Raw genomic sequence first — 18,504 nt, 5'->3', positions numbered from 1 at the left:
GTTCTTTTTCAGGCTCCCGTCCGCTCGATGAAGGTCGGTTTGTGAGCGACAAAGCATCTTCTTCTTCCAATTGATGATCAGCTAAATAAGGGAGGACAGCCAGCACAGGAATACCTGTCCGTTCCTCAAGCCATTGCTTCCCTTCATCAAACAGCGCCGGATCTCCATGAAATTTATTAACGATTAAACCTTTTACCCGCTTTCGCTCGTCCGGTTCAAGCAGTTCAAGTGTACCGATGACGCTGGCAAACAAACCGCCGCGGTTAATATCCGCAATTAAAATGACCGGTACATCAGCGAGCTCCGCAACTTTCATGTTGACTACTTCACGATGCTTTAAATTCATCTCTACCGGGCTGCCGGCTCCTTCAATGACAAGGAAATCTGCCTGTCTGCTTAATGTTTCTAACGACTGCCTGATCGTCTTTACAGCTCGTTCATAATATTGTTCGCGGTACTCCATGCCCAATATCACTTCCATTTGTTCACCGAGCCAGATCACTTCGGAACGGCCGGAGCCAGATGGCTTGAGTAATATAGGATTCATCTCGGGGCTCGCTTCGATGTTGCACGCTTCTGCCTGCAGTACTTGCGCTTTTCCGATTTCTTTTCCATCATCAGTCACATATGAATTATTGGTGACATTTTGTGACTTAAAAGGAGCCGGCCGAAAGCCTTTTTGAACGAGCAGCCGGCACAATGCGGTCGCAACAAGACTTTTTCCTGCGTCTGATGCGGTTCCTTGAATCATCACGCCTTTCATTTGGAAGCCCCCTTCTTTTTCACTATCGGATGTCCGTGCTCGACAATGACAGCGAGCTGCGCATCAGCTGTCAGCTGCTGGTGCAGCTCTCCTAATGTTTTGGCATAATGAAAAACGAGCGGTGTGCCGAGCGGTTCAAATGCCAATTCATTGGAAACAATGAAAACGGCGCCGGCTGACTTTCTGATCTCACTGATCCCTGTTTCAATTTTCCGCTTTACTTTTTCATGAAAAACAGACTGTCCCCATTCTTCTTCACTCGTCCCGTCCTCAAACCATTCATTCGTTAAAAGTGTCGTTAGGCAATCAATCAGTACAATATCTTTACGTGTGAATTTTCCAGCTATTAATGACAGCTTTGACGGCTGTTCCCACGTCGTCCACTTTTGCCCCGCTCTTTCCCGTTGCTTTTGATGAGACCTGACACGGGCAGCCATTTCTTCGTCTGTCACTTTTCCGCACGCTACGTAATGAAGCTTGCCCCCGAGCTTTTCGGCTTCCGCTATAGCTCTCTTTTCCGCTTCCCTGCTCTTCCCGCTGCGTACACCGCCTAGAACAATTATCAGCTTTGCTTTTTCCATTGCTGCAGCGCCTCTTTCAGCTTATTATTTTCCTCTTTCGTTTTCACGGCCGCTCTCAGCCACTTACCGCTAAGACCAGGATAATTATATGTATGACGAAGAACAAAGCCTCTTTCAAGTAAAAATATAAATAGCGGCTGCTGATCTTCCAGCTCAGGATCGCGCAATAAATAAAAATTAACAACGGAGCGGGTGAAGTGAAACCCTTCTTGTTTTAAAAACTCAAACATTCGTTTACGCTCTTCTATAATGTTCTGCCGGGTCCAATCTGCAAATGAAGAATCGGCTAGAACCACTTCTGCCGCTTTTAATGCCAGAGCGTTCACATTCCAATGCGGACGAAAGCGTGCAACTTGTTTTGCTATCGCATCACTCGCCAGCAAATAGCCAATCCTCAATCCGGCAATCGCATACATTTTTGTCAATGACCTTAACACAATAAGCTGCGGATACTTGTGAAGGACACTAGCAAACGTAAAAGAGCCGGCAAAATCATAGAACGCTTCATCTATAACGACATAACAGCCGGTTAGCTGCAATTCATCCAGAAGCTGCATAATCTCTTTTTCTGAAAAAGCAACACCGCTCGGGTTATTTGGCGTGCAAATAAATATTGCCGCAGCTTCTTGCGCTTTAATTAAAATGTCCCCGACTGGAAGGGTTCCGTTTTCCTCCGCAAAGACGAAATCAATTTCACAGTCATACGCCCGGCAAGCAGTTTCATATTCAGAGAACGCCGGCTGAACAATGACAACTTGTTGGCCGCGCCATAGCTGCCCGAGAAACTGAATGATCTCAGCTGCTCCGTTGCCTAAGATGACTTGACTTTCATTTACGCCATTTTGGCCGGCCAGCAGCCGGACTACACTTTTCCCGGCTGGATCCGGATAATCAGAAACAACGGAGAGCCAACTCCCCCACTGTTTAGAGATGGCAGGAGGCGGACCGAAAGGGTTAACATTTACACTGAAGTCAATAAGCTGTGTTGGTTTTTCCATATTCATTTTTTCATATAAGCGGGCCGGATTCGAGCCATGAGCAGGCAAGTCCATAACAAATGCCTCCTATCCACATCATTAGTAAAAATAAAAGCGATGTCCGTTCCATGATCCGGTTAGCAAGCAAGATATCACCTGCTGTTTTTCCTTTCAGCGGATCGCCCATTTTAGCGCGGTGGGACACACGGCCTTTGTACTTATTCATCCCGCCAAGCTCAATGCCAAGCAGGCCGGCGACCGCCGCTTCGCACCAGCCGCTGTTCGGACTCGGATGCTTTTTCGCATCGCGGCGGACAAGCTGCCAAACTTGCTTTCTCGTAAAATCACTTTCAGGAAAAGACCATATCATCAACCAGCCGGTCAAGCGGGCGGGCAGCCAATTAACGAAGTCATCGAGACGAGCCGAAGCCCAGCCAAATTTCTCGTACCGGTCATTTTTGTAGCCGACCATCGAATCACACGTGTTAATGGCGCGGTAGATCATAGCCCCAGCCCCGCCGCCAATCAGCGCCCAAAACAGCGGCGCCGTGACGCCATCGCTTGTGTTCTCCGCGACTGTCTCAATTGCTCCCCGTGTGATTTCCCCTTCCTCCAAATCGTCCGTATCCCGGCCGACAATATAAGAAAGCTTGAAACGGGCTTTTTCCAAATCTCCTTCTTGAAGCGGTTCGTACACACTCAGACCCGCTTCTTTTAAACTCCGGCAGGCAATGGCTGATGCAATGATAATAGCTTCTGCCGCAATGCCAGCGGCCGGATGAATTTTGTAAAAAATAAAGACGAGCAAAGCACTCGTGCCTCCAGTCATAAAGAGGACAATGAACAGCATAAACAAGCCTTTTACTTTCCCGTTTGGACCTTTATTTAGACGTTGCTCAAGAAAATGAATAAGCGACCCGATCCAGCGGACAGGGTGTGGAAAGTGGGGCGGGTCACCGATCAGCCGATCAATAAGAAAAGCAATGGTGGCAGCAAGAAGATGGTTGATCATTTTTTTCGCTCTCCTATTCCACCATTTTCCAACGCCTGGACCGTGCACTCATACACCGCTTTTCCAATCGCCTGCCCGAGCGGTGTAATTGTCCCGGCAAATGACTGGTATGTGCCGCGCTGAGTGGCAGCAATTAACACACTATCTGTTGACGTGCCAGTCGCTTGTGAACCTGTTAACGGATCTTTAACGCTTTTGTCGATCAGCGCCTTCACCTTTGCTTCCGTCGCTGTCATGACCGCCTGCACGAATGCTTCTTCTGATAAATGACCGTTTGCAAACACCCATGTATTGATCGTTCCAGGCAAAAAAGCGCGGTCATGTTCCGCAGCGCGCGATACATCTACCGCATTTCCTACTCCGGCGGTGACTGCTGCAAATACAGAAATCCCTTCTACTTCTACAAGCCTATAAGCGGCTGTGTGCAAATGCACAGCCGTCATCATCCCGACTGTTTCATTGACGTCGAAGCCATACCGGCGAAGAAACTGTTTCATATCTTCTTTATACGAATCGTGCCAATAATTTTTATCAACGCGGCGGTTAACAAAGCTCCGGTGCCATCCCCAGCCTGCGCCAGTCACTCCCGCTGACAGCGTTTTTAACAAAATCGGGGCATCAAGGGCAATAAACTCCCCATTCTGTCGGATGCACGTGCCGTCAACTTCCACTTCCTCTTCGTCTTCAAGCATTTTTTCTGGAAGGATGCTCATTTGTGGCTTCGGGACTTCCGGGTGGGGGCGCTGGTGAATATCCGTTTTATACACATGTTGAACCGGCTCTTCTTTTAACACTTCACTTGGAATTCCAAGTTTATGCAGTTCCCCGTCTTCCATAAGAAGCAGCCTGTCGCAATAGAGCGAAGCAAGATTTAAGTCATGGAAGATAGATACAACGGTCAAGCCTGTTTCTTTCGTCATTTTCTTCAGCAAATCAAGCAGCTCTTTTTGAAAAGACAAATCGAGGTGATTCGTTGGTTCATCTAAGAGGAGAACTTCCGGCTCCTGGGCGAGCGCCTGAGCCAGGAAAACGCGCTGGCGCTCGCCGCCTGACAGTTCTTCAAGAGAAGTTTCCGCAAACAGCGCAACACCTGTTTGTTCCATCGCCTGCTTCACTGCCTGCTCATCTTCTTCTCTCCAAACCGGAAAAAAACCGCTTTGATGGGCATAGCGCCCGAGAGAAACGGTTTCCTTCACGGAATAAGAAAATGCCTGCGAGGCCATTTGCGGAAGAACAGCCACTCGTTTCGCCAGCTCTTTTGACGTGTAGTCTGATAGTCTCTTTTCTTTAATCCACATCTCACCACTGCTTGCAAGCAAGATGCCGCTCATCATTTTCATAAGCGTCGTTTTACCGCTGCCATTTGGTCCTAAAATGCCAAAAAGCTCTCCTTTTTGAACAGTAAAAGACATATCACGAACAATCAATTTGCCATAGTAGCCGCCTGATAGATGTTCCACTTGTATCATGCTGTTCCTCTTCCTTTCCTTTGCTTGCGCAGCAAAATAATGGCGAATATAGGTGCGCCAATCACGGATGTAATCACGCCGATCGGCAGCTCAGTCGGTGAAATGATCGTTCTTGACACAAGATCAGTTAAAATTAAAAATCCGGCGCCCGCAAGCATCGACAACGGCAGCAGGTGGCGGTGATCCGGTCCCCATATAAGGCGGATAAAATGAGGGATAACAAGCCCCACAAAGCCAATCGTCCCGGAAACAGCGACAGCCGCACCAGTTAAAATCGAACCCGCGATTAAAACGAGCAACTTCTTCCGGCGGACATTCACCCCTAAGTGCTGTGCTTTTTCTTCGCCAAATGACATGGCGTTCAACTCGGATGCGTGAATGATTAACAACAGCGTACCAATCAGGAAAAATGGCAGGATGAGCTGAATATAATCCCACCCTCTCATAGACACACTGCCAAGCAGCCAGCCAATGATTTGCCTTAACTCTTCGCCTGTCAAGGCAATCATTAAGGAAATAACCGCCCCTAAAAAGGAACTAAAAATAATTCCCGTTAAAATAATCGTTTCTACTTTTAACGAGCGCTCAATCGCTTGTGCAAACAGCACGACAATAAAGATCGTCAAGATCGAAGCCGTAATGCTGACGACCGGCAATGTAAAGTTGTGAAGCCACGGAAGCTGAATATTTAAAAATAGCACCATAACTGCCCCCACCGAAGCACCTGATGACACACCGAGCGTATATGGATCAGCGAGCGGGTTGCGCAAAAGACCTTGGAATGCTGCCCCTGCTACGGCTAAAGAAGCACCGACAAGACCCGCTAATAACACTCGCGGAAACCGGATTTGCCACACGATGTTGTCGAAAGAAGGATCAACACCATTCAGCGATGTTCCAAAAAAGTGGTGAGATAATAAGAAAGCGATATCCCGAACTGGAACGTGAATCGTTCCGATCGAGATACCGGCAAATAAAGCAATTGTGAAAAAAGCGAAAGCAAGTACGTATGCCGAAATTTTACTTCTTAAAAACGTCCGGATAGATGGCTTCGGCAAGTTCCTCTACTCCTTCAACGAGACGCGGGCCTGTGCGATTGACAAGATCGGCGTCAACATCGTGTACATCTTTATTTTTAATGGCGGTCATATTCTCCCATCCTTTGCGGCTCATTATTTCCTCCGCCGGCTTTTCTGTATAATAGCCGTGTGTCGCTATAATGACATCGGGATTTTTCTTAATAATTGCTTCTTCTGTCATTTGCACCCAGCCTTCCTGGTCAGCTGCTGCATTTTTAGCATGAATTAACTCCAGCATTTCCTGCATGAATGTGTTCGTTCCCGTTGTGTAAATTTCCGGTGCAGGCGATACTTCAATGAAGACGCTTTTCACTTCATCCTCTTTAATTGCCTTTGCTTTTTCTTTTATCTCTGCTACATCTTCTTTCATTTCATTAATTGTTTCTTCTGCTTCTTTCTTTTGGCCTGTTGCCTTGCCAATCATTTCAATAGAGTCGTATACGTCTTCAAAGTTTTGCGCGTTATTAACGACGAGTACATCGATCCCTGCATCTTCCAACTGCTTTAAGCCGTCTTTAGAACTGTCAGCCATTGAACCGTGTGCTAAGACGAGATCAGCATCGAGCCCAATAATTTTTTCGACGTTAAAATTCATGTCGCCGATCTTTTCTTTCTCCGCTGCTTCTTTCGGATAATTGTCATAGTTTGACACACCGACAATTTCGTCTCCAAGACCGAGTTCAAAGGCAATTTCAGTATTGCTCGGAAGAAGCGAAACGATTCGCTCTGGATCTTCTTCAATGACCACGTCTTTTCCTGCTGCATCTTTTATCGTAACCGGAAAGGCCGCTTCCTGGCTTTCTTTCGGCCGGTCGGCTTTTTCTTCTTTTTCAGGTGCTGCCTTTTCAGCTCCACAGCCGGCTAGCAGCCCTGCCGCTAAAATAACGGATAGCATGTACTGTGATGGTTTGTTCATTGTCTTCTCTCTCCTTAACTATTAAAAAATGCCAATAAAAAACACCTCTACGCTATGGAGAGATGCAGTGAAAAAGGGCAAATTGCCACAATAAAACGGCTGCCGCTTTTACACCACCCTATCCGCGTAGGTTGTCGGTGCTCTGAATCAGGCAGGTTTTCTGGCTCATGAAATAGCATCATTTCATTTACAGTGGCGGGACCGCGCTGGTTTTTCACCAACTTCCCCTTTTAAAAAGCTTTATTATCAGCTTTACCTCATTCAACGTATGTAATTTTCCGCTAAGATTTATTATACACGAAAAAAGATTTACTTCCATGTAATTTTAAAGCAGAAGAACAAACCTTCTGAAATTTCACCTCTGCCACATCCTAGAAAATTGAAAATTTTCTTTATTTAAACAAACATTATGTTTTAGATAAGAAAAGAGGGGAATAGAATAGTATGAGTGGTAAAGAAAGGAGCAGTTGAAATGGGGATAATGACTTTAATCGGGTTGGCGATCTTATTATTTATTATCGCTTTCATTATGATTTATTTTCTTCGTGAGGCGTTTGATTCCTCCGATTCGAGCCGCATTGATAAGCTGCCTGATGGAGAAAGTTATTTAAACGACCGTGATTCTACACATGACCGCAGTTTGTAACGTTGCTATAATTAAGAAGAAAATCCGCCAAGAAGACTGGGCGGATTTTTTTTATTCTCTTTTTTACAATGTTTGACTAGAGCAAGACGCCAATTATTTAGCTGCAAGCTGGATTTCCGCAATCGCCTGCTTCATAATTTGGCTCATTTTAGTCAACTCTTCATAACTGGCAGCAAGCGGCGGCATAAACACGACCACATCACCAAGCGGTCTCGTCAGCATACCTAGTTCACGCATCCGCAATGTTGCACGGTAAGCTGCCCGTTCTTCTAATGAAAAAAATTCTCCTGTTTCTTTATCTTTGACAATTTCAATGCCGCACATCAAGCCGAGTTGACGGATTTCTCCAATGTGAGGCAGCTCATTCAGTTCTGCTAACAACGTTTGAACATATTCCGCTTTTCGGGCGGCTTGTTCAACAAGCCCCTCTTTTTCAAAAATAGCGAGGTTTGCTAAAGCAGCTGCGCAACCGAGCTGGTTTCCTGTATATGAATGCCCGTGGAAAAAAGTTTTCATTTCCGTGAAGTCTGCATAAAAAGCTTCGTAAACTTCCTCTGTTGTCACCGTAGCAGCAATCGGCAAATATCCTCCCGTAATCCCTTTAGCAATCGTCATAATATCCGGCTGAACTCCTTCATGTTCAACCGCGAACATTTTCCCCGTACGCCCGAATCCAGTCGCTACTTCATCAACGACAAGTAAAATATTAAACTCCCGGCACAGTTTCTCGAGTCCTTTCAAGTAGCCAGACGGCATAATATGCATGCCACCGGCGCCTTGTATCATAGACTCAACCATCAAACCAGCAATCTGACCGTGATTTTCTTCAAACAACTTACGCATATCAGCAAGCGATTCCTCTTTAGCCCGCTGTTCATCGCCCGACGGATGATTTCTCGCAGACGGAAACGGCACGGTGTACGAATCAAACATTAAAGCGCTGTATACACGATGATAAATATCGATAGAGCCGACACTGATGGCGCCAACTGTATCGCCGTGATATCCATTTGACAGGGTGACAAACTTTGTCTTTTCACTCTCGCCTTTATTTTGCCAATATTGGTAAGCCATCTTTATTGCAATTTCAACGGATTCCGCTCCGCTGTCCGAATAAAATACACGCGTCAAACTGTCCGGTGAAAGCTGAACGAGTTTCTCTGCCAGCTGGATAGACGGAACATTTGCTGCACCAAGCAAAGTAGAATGGGCAATTTGATCAAGCTGGGCTTTAATCGCTTCGTCAATTTCCCGGCGGCGGTGACCGTGAACATTCAGCCATAAGGAAGAATAGCCATCCAAGTATTCGTTGCCGTGAATATCTTTTAGTATAACTCCTTCACCGCTTTCAATGATGAGCGGAGCCTCTTCGTAATCTTTCATTTGTGTAAATGGCAGCCACATATGCTTTTTACTGATTTCATACAGTCGTTTCGCATCCATTCTTTATTTCCTCCATTAATTCGTTAAATTTCCAGTCTTTTATGAGTGCCGAACGATAGCGGCTGTCTTTAAGAGATTTTTTAATATCCGCAATAAATGGAATATGTCCGATGACAGGAAGCCCAGATAATTGATGAATCATCTCCAAATTATCCTGCTCGATCTCTTCCTCACCAGGCACAGTACTTGAAAACACAAGTCCGGCGATCGGCAGTTTTCTTTTTTTCAATGATTCGATGGTTAGCATTGAATCATTGATTGTTCCAAGCCCTGCTTTCGCCGCAATAACGACCGGCAAATTTACTTCTCCCATGACATCAATCATGCATCTCCCTTTTCTGTTCAGCGGCACATACAATCCTCCTGCTCCTTCTATGAGCAAAAGGCTGCGGCCAGACGCACGCCTTTTGATTTCTTCAATTAACATTGCTTCATCGATGGTTGTTCCTTCTTCTTCCGCTGCCAAATGAGGTGAACTCGCTTTTTTGAATAAATATGTATACAGCTTATCGTCTTTCACTTTCGAAAGAAGCTTGTACATTTCAGCGTCAGGGGCTTTCCATTCACCTCCCGTCCATTCTGCTCCGCTTTGTACCGGTTTATATGGCTCTGTTTCTATTCCTCTTTCCATCAATCCATGGGCAAGCAAAAGTGTGGAAACCGTTTTGCCTGCATCAGTGTCGGTACCAGTGATAAAAAGTCCAGCCAATTTACTCACTCCCTCAAAATATGTAAACTATATTTACAAAAATGTTAACATATGAAAAAATGAATAACAATCATATTTTTTAAAGGAGTGGAAATTTAATGAAAGCTAATGAAATTGTTCTTTGCGCATTATTTGCCGCACTTATGGCAGTCGGTGCCAACGTATCGCCCTTTTTAACGATTGGCGGCGTGCCGGTTACGCTGCAGCTGATGTTTGCCATTATTGCCGGGGGTCTACTTGGCAGCCGTCTCGGCGCTTTGTCAATGGCTGCTTATCTATTTAGCGGACTTGCCGGTGCGCCGGTATTTGCTCAATTTAAAAGCGGGCCAGCCAGCTTGCTCAGTCCTACTTTTGGCTTTATCCTTTCTTTTATTCTCGTAGCTTATACAACTGGAAAAATTCTTGAAAACTCGCTAAAAAAAGTTGCTTATGTCTCTGCCGGAACTGCCGCTGTTTTCTTAAACTACATAATTGGAACAAATTATATGTATGCTGCATTCAAATGGTGGGCAGAAGCGCCTGAAGGCTTTAGCTATTTGATAGCCTGGTCGTGGATGGCTGCTTACTTTCCGCTTGATCTGGCAGTTACGGTTCTGTCTCTTGTTGCCCTCCCTAAAATCCAGTCGGCGTTAAAGCATCGAAGTATCCGGATGGTACGAGAATAAACCCTTTAATTTCTCAAGTTTTAAACAAAGAGCCTGGCCCCACTTCGAATATCGAAGGAGGAGCCAGGCTCTTATTGGACAGACTCTTTCTATTATTCTCTTATTTTTTCAGCGGCTTTTCTGCTACTATAACTCCATCTTCATCTGCATAAACGTAATGGCCCGGCACCCAATTTACTTCACCGAATTGAATTGCCGTGTCTTGTTCTCCTTCTCCTCTTTTAATACTTTTTAACGGATTGCTGCCTAATGCGAGGACACCGATGTTCAATTTCGAGAGTTCCGCGGTATCACGGACACAGCCATTAATGATAATACCTGCAAGTTTCCGCTCTTCGGCAATTTCCCCTAACCGGTCGCCAAGCAGCGCACATTTTTTTGAACCTCCGCCGTCCACAACAAGAACATGGCCTTCAGGAATGGTTTGCAGCGATTTTTTTACGAGCACATTGTCTTCAAATACTTTGACGGTGGAAATAGGGCCCGCAAAACGCTTTTTCCCTCCATAAGATTTAAGTTCCAAGTAGCACACATTTAATTCATCCGCAAAATCGTCACATAAATCGGCCGTTTTAACTTCTGTTTCAGTCATTTCTTTCTCCCCTTTCTGCCTAGTCCTTATTTTCTTTCGACAAATTGGACGCAGTTTCCTTTTCTTCCTCTTTTTTTTACGGGTTTTTAACAATTAGTAACGGGTAAGTATACAGTGATGACACGGCACGATAATTGGGGAGGATGGAAAATGGCCAATAAAATAGTCATTGGTTTATGTAAAACTGAGTTCGACGCCATTCGCCGGATTGAAGAACTAAAAGTGGAAGGCTATAACATGGATCAACTGTATGCCGTGACTAAAGATGCCGACTTCAACTTACTGCTTCAAAACCGCACTGGAGCGGAAGTCACCTCTGCGGGGCCGACGATTATGGAAAAAGTAAAGTCGATTTTTACGAAAGACAAACCGATTAAGGAGTATTTGTTGGATTTTGGCTTATCGGAAAAGGATGCAGAAGCTTACCATCAGGATGTAGACGATGAATTAATTTTGCTCGTAGCTGATGAGCACGATGAGGCCAACCGCGAGACAGCGGCTGCTCAGGCTGCCTCGAATGAAAATAAGGGAGTGACAAACCCGCCTCTGCCAACGAAAGCAGAAACAGAAAGACGTCAGCGGATCCAAGAGCGGGAACAGACAGAAAAACCTTATTTGACAGATGACTCACTTATTCCGCCTAATCAGCAGCCATACCACCGGGATTTCTTTTAATTTTTCTCATTAAAAGTTTTAATTATATCATATCGGGTAATTAAACACCATAGCAAATTTAGAAATTATTCTACTAGGAGGCTATTTAAATGGATAATAATAAAAAATTTATCGGAGTTTTTAATAATCAGACAGAGGTTATTCGTAAAATTGAAGAATTAAAAGCAGAGGGTTACGCTGAAACTGATATTTACGCAGTAGCGAAAGATGCAGACAATATTTCCATGGTAAGAGGCCGTACAGGAGCGGAAGTTGAATCCACAACAGCAGGCGGTTCTTGGATGGATAAATTCATGGCGTTTCTTTCTGGAGAAGATGAAGTGCGAGGCGGATTGCGTAACATGGGATTAGACGATGCGGATTCCGACCGTTATTATAATGACATTGAAGCAGGAAAAATTCTTCTGTATGTAGACAAAGATTACGATCAGTACTACCGTGACCGCACGTTAACAAATGAAACAAACCCTAATCTTGGAACGACTGCATTCGGCATGGGCCAGAATGTAAACACAGTTGACGGCTATGTCGATGGTGTTCGGGCTGACAGAGTACCACATCTTGATGTAGATGCGGACCTTACTGACGAACAGCGCCTTCGCCTTCGTGAAGAACGTCTCGAAGTTGATAAAGAGCGGGTACAAACAGGTGAAGTACATGTAGAAAAAGATGTAGTAGAAGAAGAACGGACAGTCAATGTAAATGTGGAACGCGATGAAGTATATGTTGAACGCCGGGCGGTGGACGAAGTCGCGTCAGGACTCGATACGTCTCCGATCATTGAAGACGATGACAGCATCCGCATTCCGATTACTGAAGAGCGGGTGGAAGTAACGAAAAGACCAGTTGTTACTGAAGAATTAATCGTCGGCAAACGAAAAGTTCAAGATACAGAAACAGTGAGAGACACGGTTAAACGTGAAGAAGCTCATGTGGAAGGAACGGGTGATCTGGAAGTAGAAAACCGCGATTCCACTGATTCTTTTCTTAACCACCGCCGTGATGACGAGTTAACAGATAACATCGACAGACACGATCGTTTTTAATAATAGTTAAAAGATAAGAAGGATGCCGCTGCCCGCGGCATCCTTCTTATCTTTTCTCTGTCGTTTCACCACTTCTGCTCCACAAACGTTCCCGGTCTTTTTCGTAGCGGGAAAAAAGCCCGTTTGTCCACTTTCCCCTTCTGCCTGGAAATGTACGGTTGTCTATTTCGCTGATCGCTGTAATCTCTTGAATGGAATTTGTGAAAAAGGCTTCGTCGGCTGCTTTTAATTCAGAAGGAGCAAACAGTCCTTCCTTTATTTTCATCCCAAGCTTTTTGCCGGTATGGATTACATATTGTCTCGTAATGCCATTTAATATTCCTGTTTCGATAGCCGGTGTATAGAGAGTGTTTCCTTTCACCCAAAAAACATTGGAAACGACCCCTTCTGCCACCATTCCCGTTTCTGTTAAAAAGATACCTTCTGTTAACGGGTCGTTTCCTGCTTCCCTCTTGCCCGCAATGTTATTTAAATAATGATGAGATTTGAGCCGTTTGGTTAGCTCAGGAGTATTACGCCGGACTGTGAGCCACACTCCTTTTTTTTCCGCCAATTCACTTGGGGGCTCGAGCGGCTTTTGAAAGATAATAACCGCCGGCTCATGGTAAGCTTCGGTTTGCAGACCTATTTCCCCGTTTCCCGCTGAAACGTTTAAACGGATATAAGAGTGACCCCATCCATTTGCTGTCGATAAACGTTGCAGCATCTCCATTGTTTCGGCACGTTTCAACTCTTTCATAATCATCAATTCCCGTAAGCTGCTGTTTAAACGGTCCAAGTGATCATCGAGTAAAAAAGGATGGCCGTTATATATCCGAAACGTTTCAAACACGCCAATTCCGTACAGAAAGCCATGGTCAAATGGGGAGATTTTCGCCTGTTCTTTCGGCACGATCTCGCCGTTTACATATACAAACACGTTACACACCTGCTGGCAGCGTCCGGTAGTGCCGGATAAAGCTTTTCAGCATATCTTTTCCGCCGTAAGTCATAATGGACTCCGGATGAAACTGTACCCCTTCAATCGGCATTTCTTTATGGCGGATGGCCATGATTTCGCCTTCTTCTGTCCATGCGGAAACCTCAAAACACTCTGGCAGTGTGTCTCTTTTTACGATTAAAGAGTGATAACGTGTAGCGGGAAATGGATTCGGAAGCCCTTCGAAAATCGTACGCCCATCATGAAGCATGTCCGATGTTTTTCCGTGCATGAGCCGATCTGCCTGAACAACATCGCCGCCAAACACTTGAGCAATCGACTGCTGGCCGAGACAAACGCCAAAAATCGGTATTTTGCCGGCAAATGCACGAATCGCTTCCATGCTGATTCCCGCGTCATCCGGTGTACACGGCCCCGGCGAAATCATTAAAAAATCAGGATTCAGCTTTTCAATTTCTTCTATTGTTATTTCATCATTTCTCTTAACGATCAATTCTTCACCGAGCTCACCTAAGTACTGAACGAGATTGTAAGTAAAAGAATCGTAATTATCAATCATTAAAATCATTGAGGCTCTCCTCCTGTTTTAATAGCCGCCCGCCTTTTTTCTGCTAATTCTTTCGCTTTCCAAACGGCTTCCGCTTTTTTCAGTGACTCTTTGTATTCGCTTTTTGGATCGGAATCAATGACAACTCCCGCTCCCGCCTGAACGTGGCACATACCATTTTCAACGAGCATTGTACGAATAACGATATTGAGCTCTAAATCACCGTTAAAGCCGAGCCAGCCGATGGAGCCAGTGTAAATTTCCCGTCTGACCGGCTCGAGTTCTTCAATAATTTCCATCGTTCTCACTTTTGGAGCGCCTGTTATCGTCCCGCCCGGAAATACAGCTTCGACTACGTCGGCATTCATCTTCCCTTCGGCAAGCAGGCCGCGAACATTGGACACGATATGCTGGACGTGTGAATACTTTTCAATCACCATAAATTCGTCTACTTCAACAGAACCGTATGCGCTCACCCGTCCGAGATCATTGCGCTCAAGATCGACGAGCATCACGTGTTCAGCCCGTTCTTTTTCATTTTCAATCAGCTCTGACGCCAGCTGTAAATCCTCGGCATCGTCTTTTCCCCGTGATCGGGTGCCGGCAATCGGCCGTGTACTCAACTCTTTATCGGCTTTTTTAATGAGCAGCTCGGGAGAACCTGAAACAATTTGAAATTCGGGCGTATGAATATAAGCCATATAAGGAGACGGATTCAGTTTCCGCAGCTCTTCGTACACAGCTATTGCGGGAACGCCAAGTTTTTTAGATTGCCGGACAGACAAGTTGACTTGGAATACATCTCCTTGAGCGATATATTGCTTTGTTCGTTCCACAGCCTCTTTAAATGCTTCTTCCGAAAATGAGACGATCAATTGATCATCTGCCGGCGCAATCGCTGCAGACTCTTTTTTCATTAGCGAAGCTGTCCATTTTTCTTCCGCTTCATCAAGCAGCCTTTCACCTTCTTTATCATTTTCAGATATGGCAAGCAGCCAAAGCGTTTCTGTTTGCTGGTCAAACACCGCCCACTCCTGAAAAACTAGGAAGTAAAGAAGCGGCAGTCCGAGGTCATCTTCTGCAAGGTTTGGCAACCTTTCAATATAGCGGGCGTAGTCATAGCTAATATAGCCGACAGCTCCCCCCTGGAAATCAGGCAAACCTTCCAGTTTTGGCACTTCAAACGCTTTCATCCAGCTTTCGAATTCTGAAAGCGGAATGCCCGCCTGTGCTTTTGTTTCGCCGTCCATCTGTATTTGTATACCTTCCTGATCTGAACAAACGACAGCAAAAGGCGACAGCCCTGCTATGCTGTAACGGCCGCCCCTTCCACTTTCCAGAAAAACATGATGAGATTCTTGCTCAGCCAGAGATTTATATTGAAGAAAGAATTGATCATTGTTGTAAGGAATCCTTCGATAATAAACGCGTCGATCACTCACTTGCTTTCACCCTTTTTCGTCATAGTCTTTTTTATCATACTAGACAAAGAGGAAAGAAAAAAGCACCGGAACAGCATTTTTTTAATGGCTTCTGTACCGCCAAATACCTTTCCCTTACAATAAAAGAAATGATATGAATTCAGCGGGGTGAACGCCATGACAAGTAAACAGTTAATTCAACGGACAAAATCATTAATTACAACTGAAACATTAAAAAAAGACTTTCTCTCTCTCGGTTTAAAACGTGGAGAGGTCGCCATGGTCCACTCTTCTCTCCGTTCCCTTGGCTGGGTGGCCGGAGGAGAAATCGCTGTTGTTCAAGCATTAATGGAAGCCGTTACGAATGAAGGAACGATTGTCATGCCAGCGCAGACCACTCATAATACCGATCCGCAATATTGGCAGCATCCGCCTGTTCCGGAAGACTGGTGGCCCGGCATCCGCTATATGATGCCCGCTTATTTGCCGGACATTACACCTACACTTGGAATGGGGCGAATAGCGGAAACATTTCGGACGTTTCCTGACGTAAAGCGCAGCCCCCACCCTTCTAGTTCTTTTACGGCTTGGGGGAAACATGCTGATTTGATTATTACTGATCATTCACTGGACTTTGCTTTCGGCGAGCAATCCCCTCTTGCCAGATTGTACGAGCTGGATGGCTATGTATTATTCATCGGTACGGATTACAGCACGTGCACAGCGATGCATCTCGGCGAATTCCGTTCAAACGATGGCAGGAATTCCTTTAAACAAGGCTCTGCTATGATGGAAAATGGCGAACGAGTATGGAAAACGTATCAGGAACTTGAAGAAAGTTCCGAACTATTTAATGAGATTGGCAGCTCCTTTGAAAAAAAAGGCGAAGTTATTAACGGAAAAGTTGCTCAATCAACTTGTAAGCTGATTAAAATCCGCCCATTAGTCGACTTTACTTCCCGTTATTTCAATAACCTTTCAACGCAATAAAGCGGTTGACAATGGCAGGGAATTCAGTCGTTTCTGCCAACTCTGTCCACCCTTGCCCGATGACTTCCACTAAAGAACGTGCCGCTATTTGCTGAACAAAAATCGTTTCAAACCCAGCCTCTCTCAAGAGGTCCCAATAATCGGGCAAACTTTTTCCATAAGTGACTCCTTTTACATGCTGCAGCGTGCCAGCTTCAGCCAAATCAACAACGAGCCGTCCCCCCGGCTTCAACAAGTCAAAGCTTTTTCTCAGCCATTCGTCTCCTTCATCCAGGAAATGAATCCCGGTCTGAGCAATGACTCCGTCAAATTGTTTCTTTTCTGCACTCTTTACATTTACAGAAGGAGAAACAGCCGTGATATTTGCTTTTTCAACGGTCAGTCTTGCTGCTAGCGGAGACGATAATTCACCTATCCAGAAAACTCTTTCCCCTTGTTTAACGCGGGCTGTCTGTAAAAAGCTTTCAGTTGAAATTGTCCATTCCAATACTTCGTCTTTAACAATTAATTTACGATCTGTTACGGCCATGTCCCATTCCTCCCTTTTAAATCAGGCAAACAAAAAAAACCTCTTCGATAAGAAGAGGTTTAATTATAATCACTCTTTCTTATCTGTCAGCTTTCGCTGCAAGAATTAGCACCGTGCTCGCGTTAACGAGTCGGTTGCCGGGCTTCATCGGGCTTGTCCCTCCGCCTGCTCTTGATAAGATGTTCGTTTATATTCAATTGGTAAATTGCGTTTTTTCAGTTAATTTGCATTATGGCACGTTTAAGATTAGCTGTCAACCTGCTTTTTAAAAATGTCCAGACGGGCAATACGGCTGATGGCTTCTTTCATTCTTTCTTCAGAAGCAAGCAAGCCAGCGCGGACATACCCTTCTCCATGCTCGCCAAAACCAGTACCAGGAGCCACAACTACATTTGCCTTCTCAAGCAAAAGGTTGCTGAATTCTTCAGAAGTGCAGCCGTCCGGCACCTTCAGCCAGGAAAAAAATGATCCTTCCGGCGCTTTCACTTCCCAGCCAATTTCATTTAAACCGCTGATAAGCAAGTTTCGGCGTTTTTCATACATGGCTTCCTGCTTGATAACTTCATCTTGCGGTCCAAGGAAAGCAGCGGTGGCTGCTTCTTGAATACCGCCATACAAACTGCAGTGCAAATGATCTTGTATTAAGTCCAGTGCGGCAATGACACTCGGGTTGCCGACAGCAAACCCGATTCTCCAGCCGGCCATATTATATGTTTTTGACATCGTGTAAATTTCGATGCCCGTTTCTTTTGCTCCATTGACTTCAAGGTAGCTGAGCGGTTTCTTGCCGTCAAAGCCGATCGCTCCGTATGCAAAGTCATGTATGACACAAATGCCGTGTTTATTGGCAAACTCAATCGTTTCTTCAAAAAACGCTTCATCCGCCATGGCTCCAGTCGGATTATTCGGATAATTGATGAACAGCAGCTTAGCCCGTTTTAATACATCGGCAGGTATGTCTTCATAGCGCGGCAAAAATCTATTTTCCTCCACAAGCGGCATCATATGCATTTCTGCTCCGGCAAGCGCCATGCCTGACCAGTAATCAGGATAGCCCGGGTCCGGGACGAGAGCGATATCGCCTGGATTTAATAAACATTGCGGCAGTTCAACAAGCCCTGCTTTGCCGCCGATCAAAAGCGTGATTTCTTTTTCCGGATCAAGTTTGACGCCGTATTCTCTTTGATAAAACTCGGCACATGCACTTCTTGCTGAAGCAAATCCTTTAAACGGCGGATATTTATCATTAGCCGGGTCATCAGCAGCTGCTTTAAGTGCTTCTTTTATATGGCCGAACACCGGCTGATCGGGACTTCCTTGCCCTAAATTTATAATATCGCGGCCTTCTTTAGCAGCGTCTGCCACTTTCTGGCCGAGTTTAGCGAAAAATTGCTCCGGCAGAGCCTGAAGCCGATTGGATGGTTCAAAACTTCTCATGTAAACAGCCCCCGCTTTCAAATTATAGTTAATAATGGTATAACGAAAGGTAGAGAAAGTAAAGTAA

General features: G+C 45.2%; 19 protein-coding genes, 1 pseudogene and 2 riboswitches. Of the genes and pseudogenes, 5 read left to right on the top strand and 15 right to left on the bottom strand.

Going from position 1 to position 18,504, the window contains the following annotated elements:
* Window positions 1-34: 34 nt before the first annotated feature.
* The 7 genes and pseudogenes from F9802_RS14855 to F9802_RS14825 form a co-directional block, all read right to left on the bottom strand.
* Window positions 35-763, bottom strand: a pseudogene (locus tag F9802_RS14855) (cobyric acid synthase); the annotation flags it as partial.
* Window positions 760-1,344, bottom strand: coding sequence for a bifunctional adenosylcobinamide kinase/adenosylcobinamide-phosphate guanylyltransferase (locus F9802_RS14850; RefSeq protein WP_152153337.1), 585 nt, complete (start codon window positions 1,342-1,344; stop codon window positions 760-762). The gene F9802_RS14850 and the pseudogene F9802_RS14855, both read right to left, overlap by 4 nt.
* Entirely contained in the window at window positions 1,326-2,396 is a 1,071-nt protein-coding gene (gene cobD, locus F9802_RS14845; protein ID WP_152153335.1) for a threonine-phosphate decarboxylase CobD, read from the bottom strand. The genes F9802_RS14850 and cobD overlap by 19 nt, the downstream gene beginning before the upstream one ends.
* Window positions 2,353-3,333, bottom strand: a complete 981-nt coding sequence (gene cbiB, locus F9802_RS14840; RefSeq protein WP_152153333.1) for an adenosylcobinamide-phosphate synthase CbiB — start codon at window positions 3,331-3,333, stop codon at window positions 2,353-2,355. The genes cobD and cbiB overlap by 44 nt, the downstream gene beginning before the upstream one ends.
* Window positions 3,330-4,802, bottom strand: coding sequence for an adenosylcobinamide amidohydrolase (locus F9802_RS14835; RefSeq protein WP_152153331.1), 1,473 nt, complete (start codon window positions 4,800-4,802; stop codon window positions 3,330-3,332). The genes cbiB and F9802_RS14835 overlap by 4 nt, the downstream gene beginning before the upstream one ends.
* Window positions 4,799-5,860 (bottom strand): FecCD family ABC transporter permease, encoded by a 1,062-nt coding sequence (locus F9802_RS14830; protein WP_152153329.1) that lies wholly within the window; start codon window positions 5,858-5,860, stop codon window positions 4,799-4,801. The genes F9802_RS14835 and F9802_RS14830 overlap by 4 nt, the downstream gene beginning before the upstream one ends.
* Window positions 5,823-6,797, bottom strand: a complete 975-nt coding sequence (locus F9802_RS14825) for an ABC transporter substrate-binding protein (protein ID WP_152153327.1) — start codon at window positions 6,795-6,797, stop codon at window positions 5,823-5,825. Before F9802_RS14825 ends, F9802_RS14830 begins: the two co-directional genes overlap by 38 nt.
* Before the next feature lie 133 nt (window positions 6,798-6,930).
* A riboswitch (cobalamin riboswitch) is annotated at window positions 6,931-7,072 on the bottom strand.
* A gap of 197 nt (window positions 7,073-7,269) precedes the next feature.
* On the opposite strand from F9802_RS14825, the gene F9802_RS19755 reads away from it, so the two are divergent.
* A complete protein-coding gene (locus F9802_RS19755; protein WP_191992002.1) occupies window positions 7,270-7,443 on the top strand; it encodes a hypothetical protein in 174 nt (57 codons plus the stop codon).
* Window positions 7,444-7,536: 93 nt separating this feature from the next.
* On the opposite strand, the gene bioA is transcribed toward F9802_RS19755, so the two are convergent.
* The gene (bioA, locus tag F9802_RS14820) at window positions 7,537-8,886 is read right to left on the bottom strand and encodes an adenosylmethionine--8-amino-7-oxononanoate transaminase (RefSeq protein WP_152153324.1); all 1,350 of its coding nucleotides are present in this window, start codon (window positions 8,884-8,886) and stop codon (window positions 7,537-7,539) included.
* Window positions 8,864-9,595, bottom strand: coding sequence for a dethiobiotin synthase (gene bioD, locus F9802_RS14815; RefSeq protein WP_191992001.1), 732 nt, complete (start codon window positions 9,593-9,595; stop codon window positions 8,864-8,866). The genes bioA and bioD overlap by 23 nt, the downstream gene beginning before the upstream one ends.
* A 98-nt stretch (window positions 9,596-9,693) precedes the next feature.
* Here bioD and F9802_RS14810 point away from each other — a divergent pair, with 98 nt between their 5' ends.
* Window positions 9,694-10,260: a biotin transporter BioY gene (locus F9802_RS14810; protein WP_152153320.1), complete on the top strand. Its 567-nt coding sequence runs from the start codon at window positions 9,694-9,696 to the stop codon at window positions 10,258-10,260.
* Between the two features lie 100 nt (window positions 10,261-10,360).
* On the opposite strand, the gene rraA is transcribed toward F9802_RS14810, so the two are convergent.
* Complete coding sequence (gene rraA / locus F9802_RS14805; RefSeq protein WP_152153318.1) at window positions 10,361-10,852, bottom strand: ribonuclease E activity regulator RraA; 492 nt, start codon at window positions 10,850-10,852, stop codon at window positions 10,361-10,363.
* A 150-nt stretch (window positions 10,853-11,002) separates the two neighbouring features.
* Here rraA and F9802_RS14800 point away from each other — a divergent pair, with 150 nt between their 5' ends.
* Together F9802_RS14800 and F9802_RS14795 are read left to right on the top strand one after the other, a co-directional pair.
* Window positions 11,003-11,527 carry a general stress protein gene (locus F9802_RS14800; RefSeq protein ID WP_191992000.1) on the top strand — a complete coding sequence of 175 codons (525 nt, stop codon included), beginning with the start codon at window positions 11,003-11,005 and terminating at the stop codon, window positions 11,525-11,527.
* 89 nt (window positions 11,528-11,616) lie between these two features.
* Window positions 11,617-12,573 carry a YsnF/AvaK domain-containing protein gene (locus F9802_RS14795; protein ID WP_152153315.1) on the top strand — a complete coding sequence of 319 codons (957 nt, stop codon included), beginning with the start codon at window positions 11,617-11,619 and terminating at the stop codon, window positions 12,571-12,573.
* A gap of 46 nt (window positions 12,574-12,619) precedes the next feature.
* Here the strand turns inward: F9802_RS14795 and pabC are convergent, their stop codons facing one another.
* Genes pabC through F9802_RS14780 form a run of 3 tightly spaced genes read right to left on the bottom strand, consistent with a single transcriptional unit; the run spans window position 12,620 to window position 15,502 of the window.
* Window positions 12,620-13,492 carry an aminodeoxychorismate lyase gene (gene pabC, locus F9802_RS14790; protein ID WP_152153313.1) on the bottom strand — a complete coding sequence of 291 codons (873 nt, stop codon included), beginning with the start codon at window positions 13,490-13,492 and terminating at the stop codon, window positions 12,620-12,622.
* A gap of 1 nt (window position 13,493) precedes the next feature.
* The gene (gene pabA / locus F9802_RS14785) at window positions 13,494-14,081 is read right to left on the bottom strand and encodes an aminodeoxychorismate/anthranilate synthase component II (protein ID WP_152153311.1); all 588 of its coding nucleotides are present in this window, start codon (window positions 14,079-14,081) and stop codon (window positions 13,494-13,496) included.
* A complete protein-coding gene (locus tag F9802_RS14780) occupies window positions 14,078-15,502 on the bottom strand; it encodes an anthranilate synthase component I family protein (RefSeq protein ID WP_152153309.1) in 1,425 nt (474 codons plus the stop codon). The genes pabA and F9802_RS14780 overlap by 4 nt, the downstream gene beginning before the upstream one ends.
* Window positions 15,503-15,658: 156 nt before the next feature.
* Between F9802_RS14780 and F9802_RS14775 the strand changes: the two genes are divergently transcribed.
* Window positions 15,659-16,471, top strand: a complete 813-nt coding sequence (locus tag F9802_RS14775; protein ID WP_152153307.1) for an aminoglycoside N(3)-acetyltransferase — start codon at window positions 15,659-15,661, stop codon at window positions 16,469-16,471.
* On the opposite strand, the gene F9802_RS14770 is transcribed toward F9802_RS14775, so the two are convergent.
* Entirely contained in the window at window positions 16,449-17,000 is a 552-nt protein-coding gene (locus F9802_RS14770; protein WP_152153305.1) for a class I SAM-dependent methyltransferase, read from the bottom strand. The two genes, F9802_RS14775 and F9802_RS14770, sit on opposite strands and share 23 nt — an antisense overlap.
* Before the next feature lie 76 nt (window positions 17,001-17,076).
* Window positions 17,077-17,181, bottom strand: a riboswitch (SAM riboswitch).
* 65 nt (window positions 17,182-17,246) lie between these two features.
* Window positions 17,247-18,437 (bottom strand): pyridoxal phosphate-dependent aminotransferase, encoded by a 1,191-nt coding sequence (locus F9802_RS14765; RefSeq protein ID WP_152153303.1) that lies wholly within the window; start codon window positions 18,435-18,437, stop codon window positions 17,247-17,249.
* Between the last annotated feature and the right edge of the window lie 67 nt (window positions 18,438-18,504).

Origin of the sequence: Bacillus aerolatus (assembly GCF_009183655.1) — a bacterium.
In the GTDB taxonomy this organism is placed as follows: Bacteria; Bacillota; Bacilli; order Bacillales; family Domibacillaceae; genus Pseudobacillus; species Pseudobacillus aerolatus.
Note: the sequence above shows the minus strand (reverse complement) of the source record. Positions and strands in the feature narration are given on the sequence as shown.

Excerpts from the sequence above, each read along its gene's own strand:
- F9802_RS14850 (WP_152153337.1), bottom strand. The coding sequence starts at position 1,344 with ATGGAAAAAGCAAAGCTGATAATTGTTCTAGGCGGTGTACGCAGCGGG.
- cobD (WP_152153335.1), bottom strand. The coding sequence starts at position 2,396 with ATGGACTTGCCTGCTCATGGCTCGAATCCGGCCCGCTTATATGAAAAA.
- cbiB (WP_152153333.1), bottom strand. The coding sequence starts at position 3,333 with ATGATCAACCATCTTCTTGCTGCCACCATTGCTTTTCTTATTGATCGG.
- F9802_RS14835 (WP_152153331.1), bottom strand. The coding sequence starts at position 4,802 with ATGATACAAGTGGAACATCTATCAGGCGGCTACTATGGCAAATTGATT.
- F9802_RS14825 (WP_152153327.1), bottom strand. The coding sequence starts at position 6,797 with ATGAACAAACCATCACAGTACATGCTATCCGTTATTTTAGCGGCAGGG.
- F9802_RS19755 (WP_191992002.1), top strand. The coding sequence starts at position 7,270 with ATGGGGATAATGACTTTAATCGGGTTGGCGATCTTATTATTTATTATC.
- bioA (WP_152153324.1), bottom strand. The coding sequence starts at position 8,886 with ATGGATGCGAAACGACTGTATGAAATCAGTAAAAAGCATATGTGGCTG.
- F9802_RS14810 (WP_152153320.1), top strand. The coding sequence starts at position 9,694 with ATGAAAGCTAATGAAATTGTTCTTTGCGCATTATTTGCCGCACTTATG.
- rraA (WP_152153318.1), bottom strand. The coding sequence starts at position 10,852 with ATGACTGAAACAGAAGTTAAAACGGCCGATTTATGTGACGATTTTGCG.
- F9802_RS14800 (WP_191992000.1), top strand. The coding sequence starts at position 11,003 with ATGGCCAATAAAATAGTCATTGGTTTATGTAAAACTGAGTTCGACGCC.
- F9802_RS14795 (WP_152153315.1), top strand. The coding sequence starts at position 11,617 with ATGGATAATAATAAAAAATTTATCGGAGTTTTTAATAATCAGACAGAG.
- pabA (WP_152153311.1), bottom strand. The coding sequence starts at position 14,081 with ATGATTTTAATGATTGATAATTACGATTCTTTTACTTACAATCTCGTT.
- F9802_RS14775 (WP_152153307.1), top strand. The coding sequence starts at position 15,659 with ATGACAAGTAAACAGTTAATTCAACGGACAAAATCATTAATTACAACT.
- F9802_RS14770 (WP_152153305.1), bottom strand. The coding sequence starts at position 17,000 with ATGGCCGTAACAGATCGTAAATTAATTGTTAAAGACGAAGTATTGGAA.
- F9802_RS14765 (WP_152153303.1), bottom strand. The coding sequence starts at position 18,437 with ATGAGAAGTTTTGAACCATCCAATCGGCTTCAGGCTCTGCCGGAGCAA.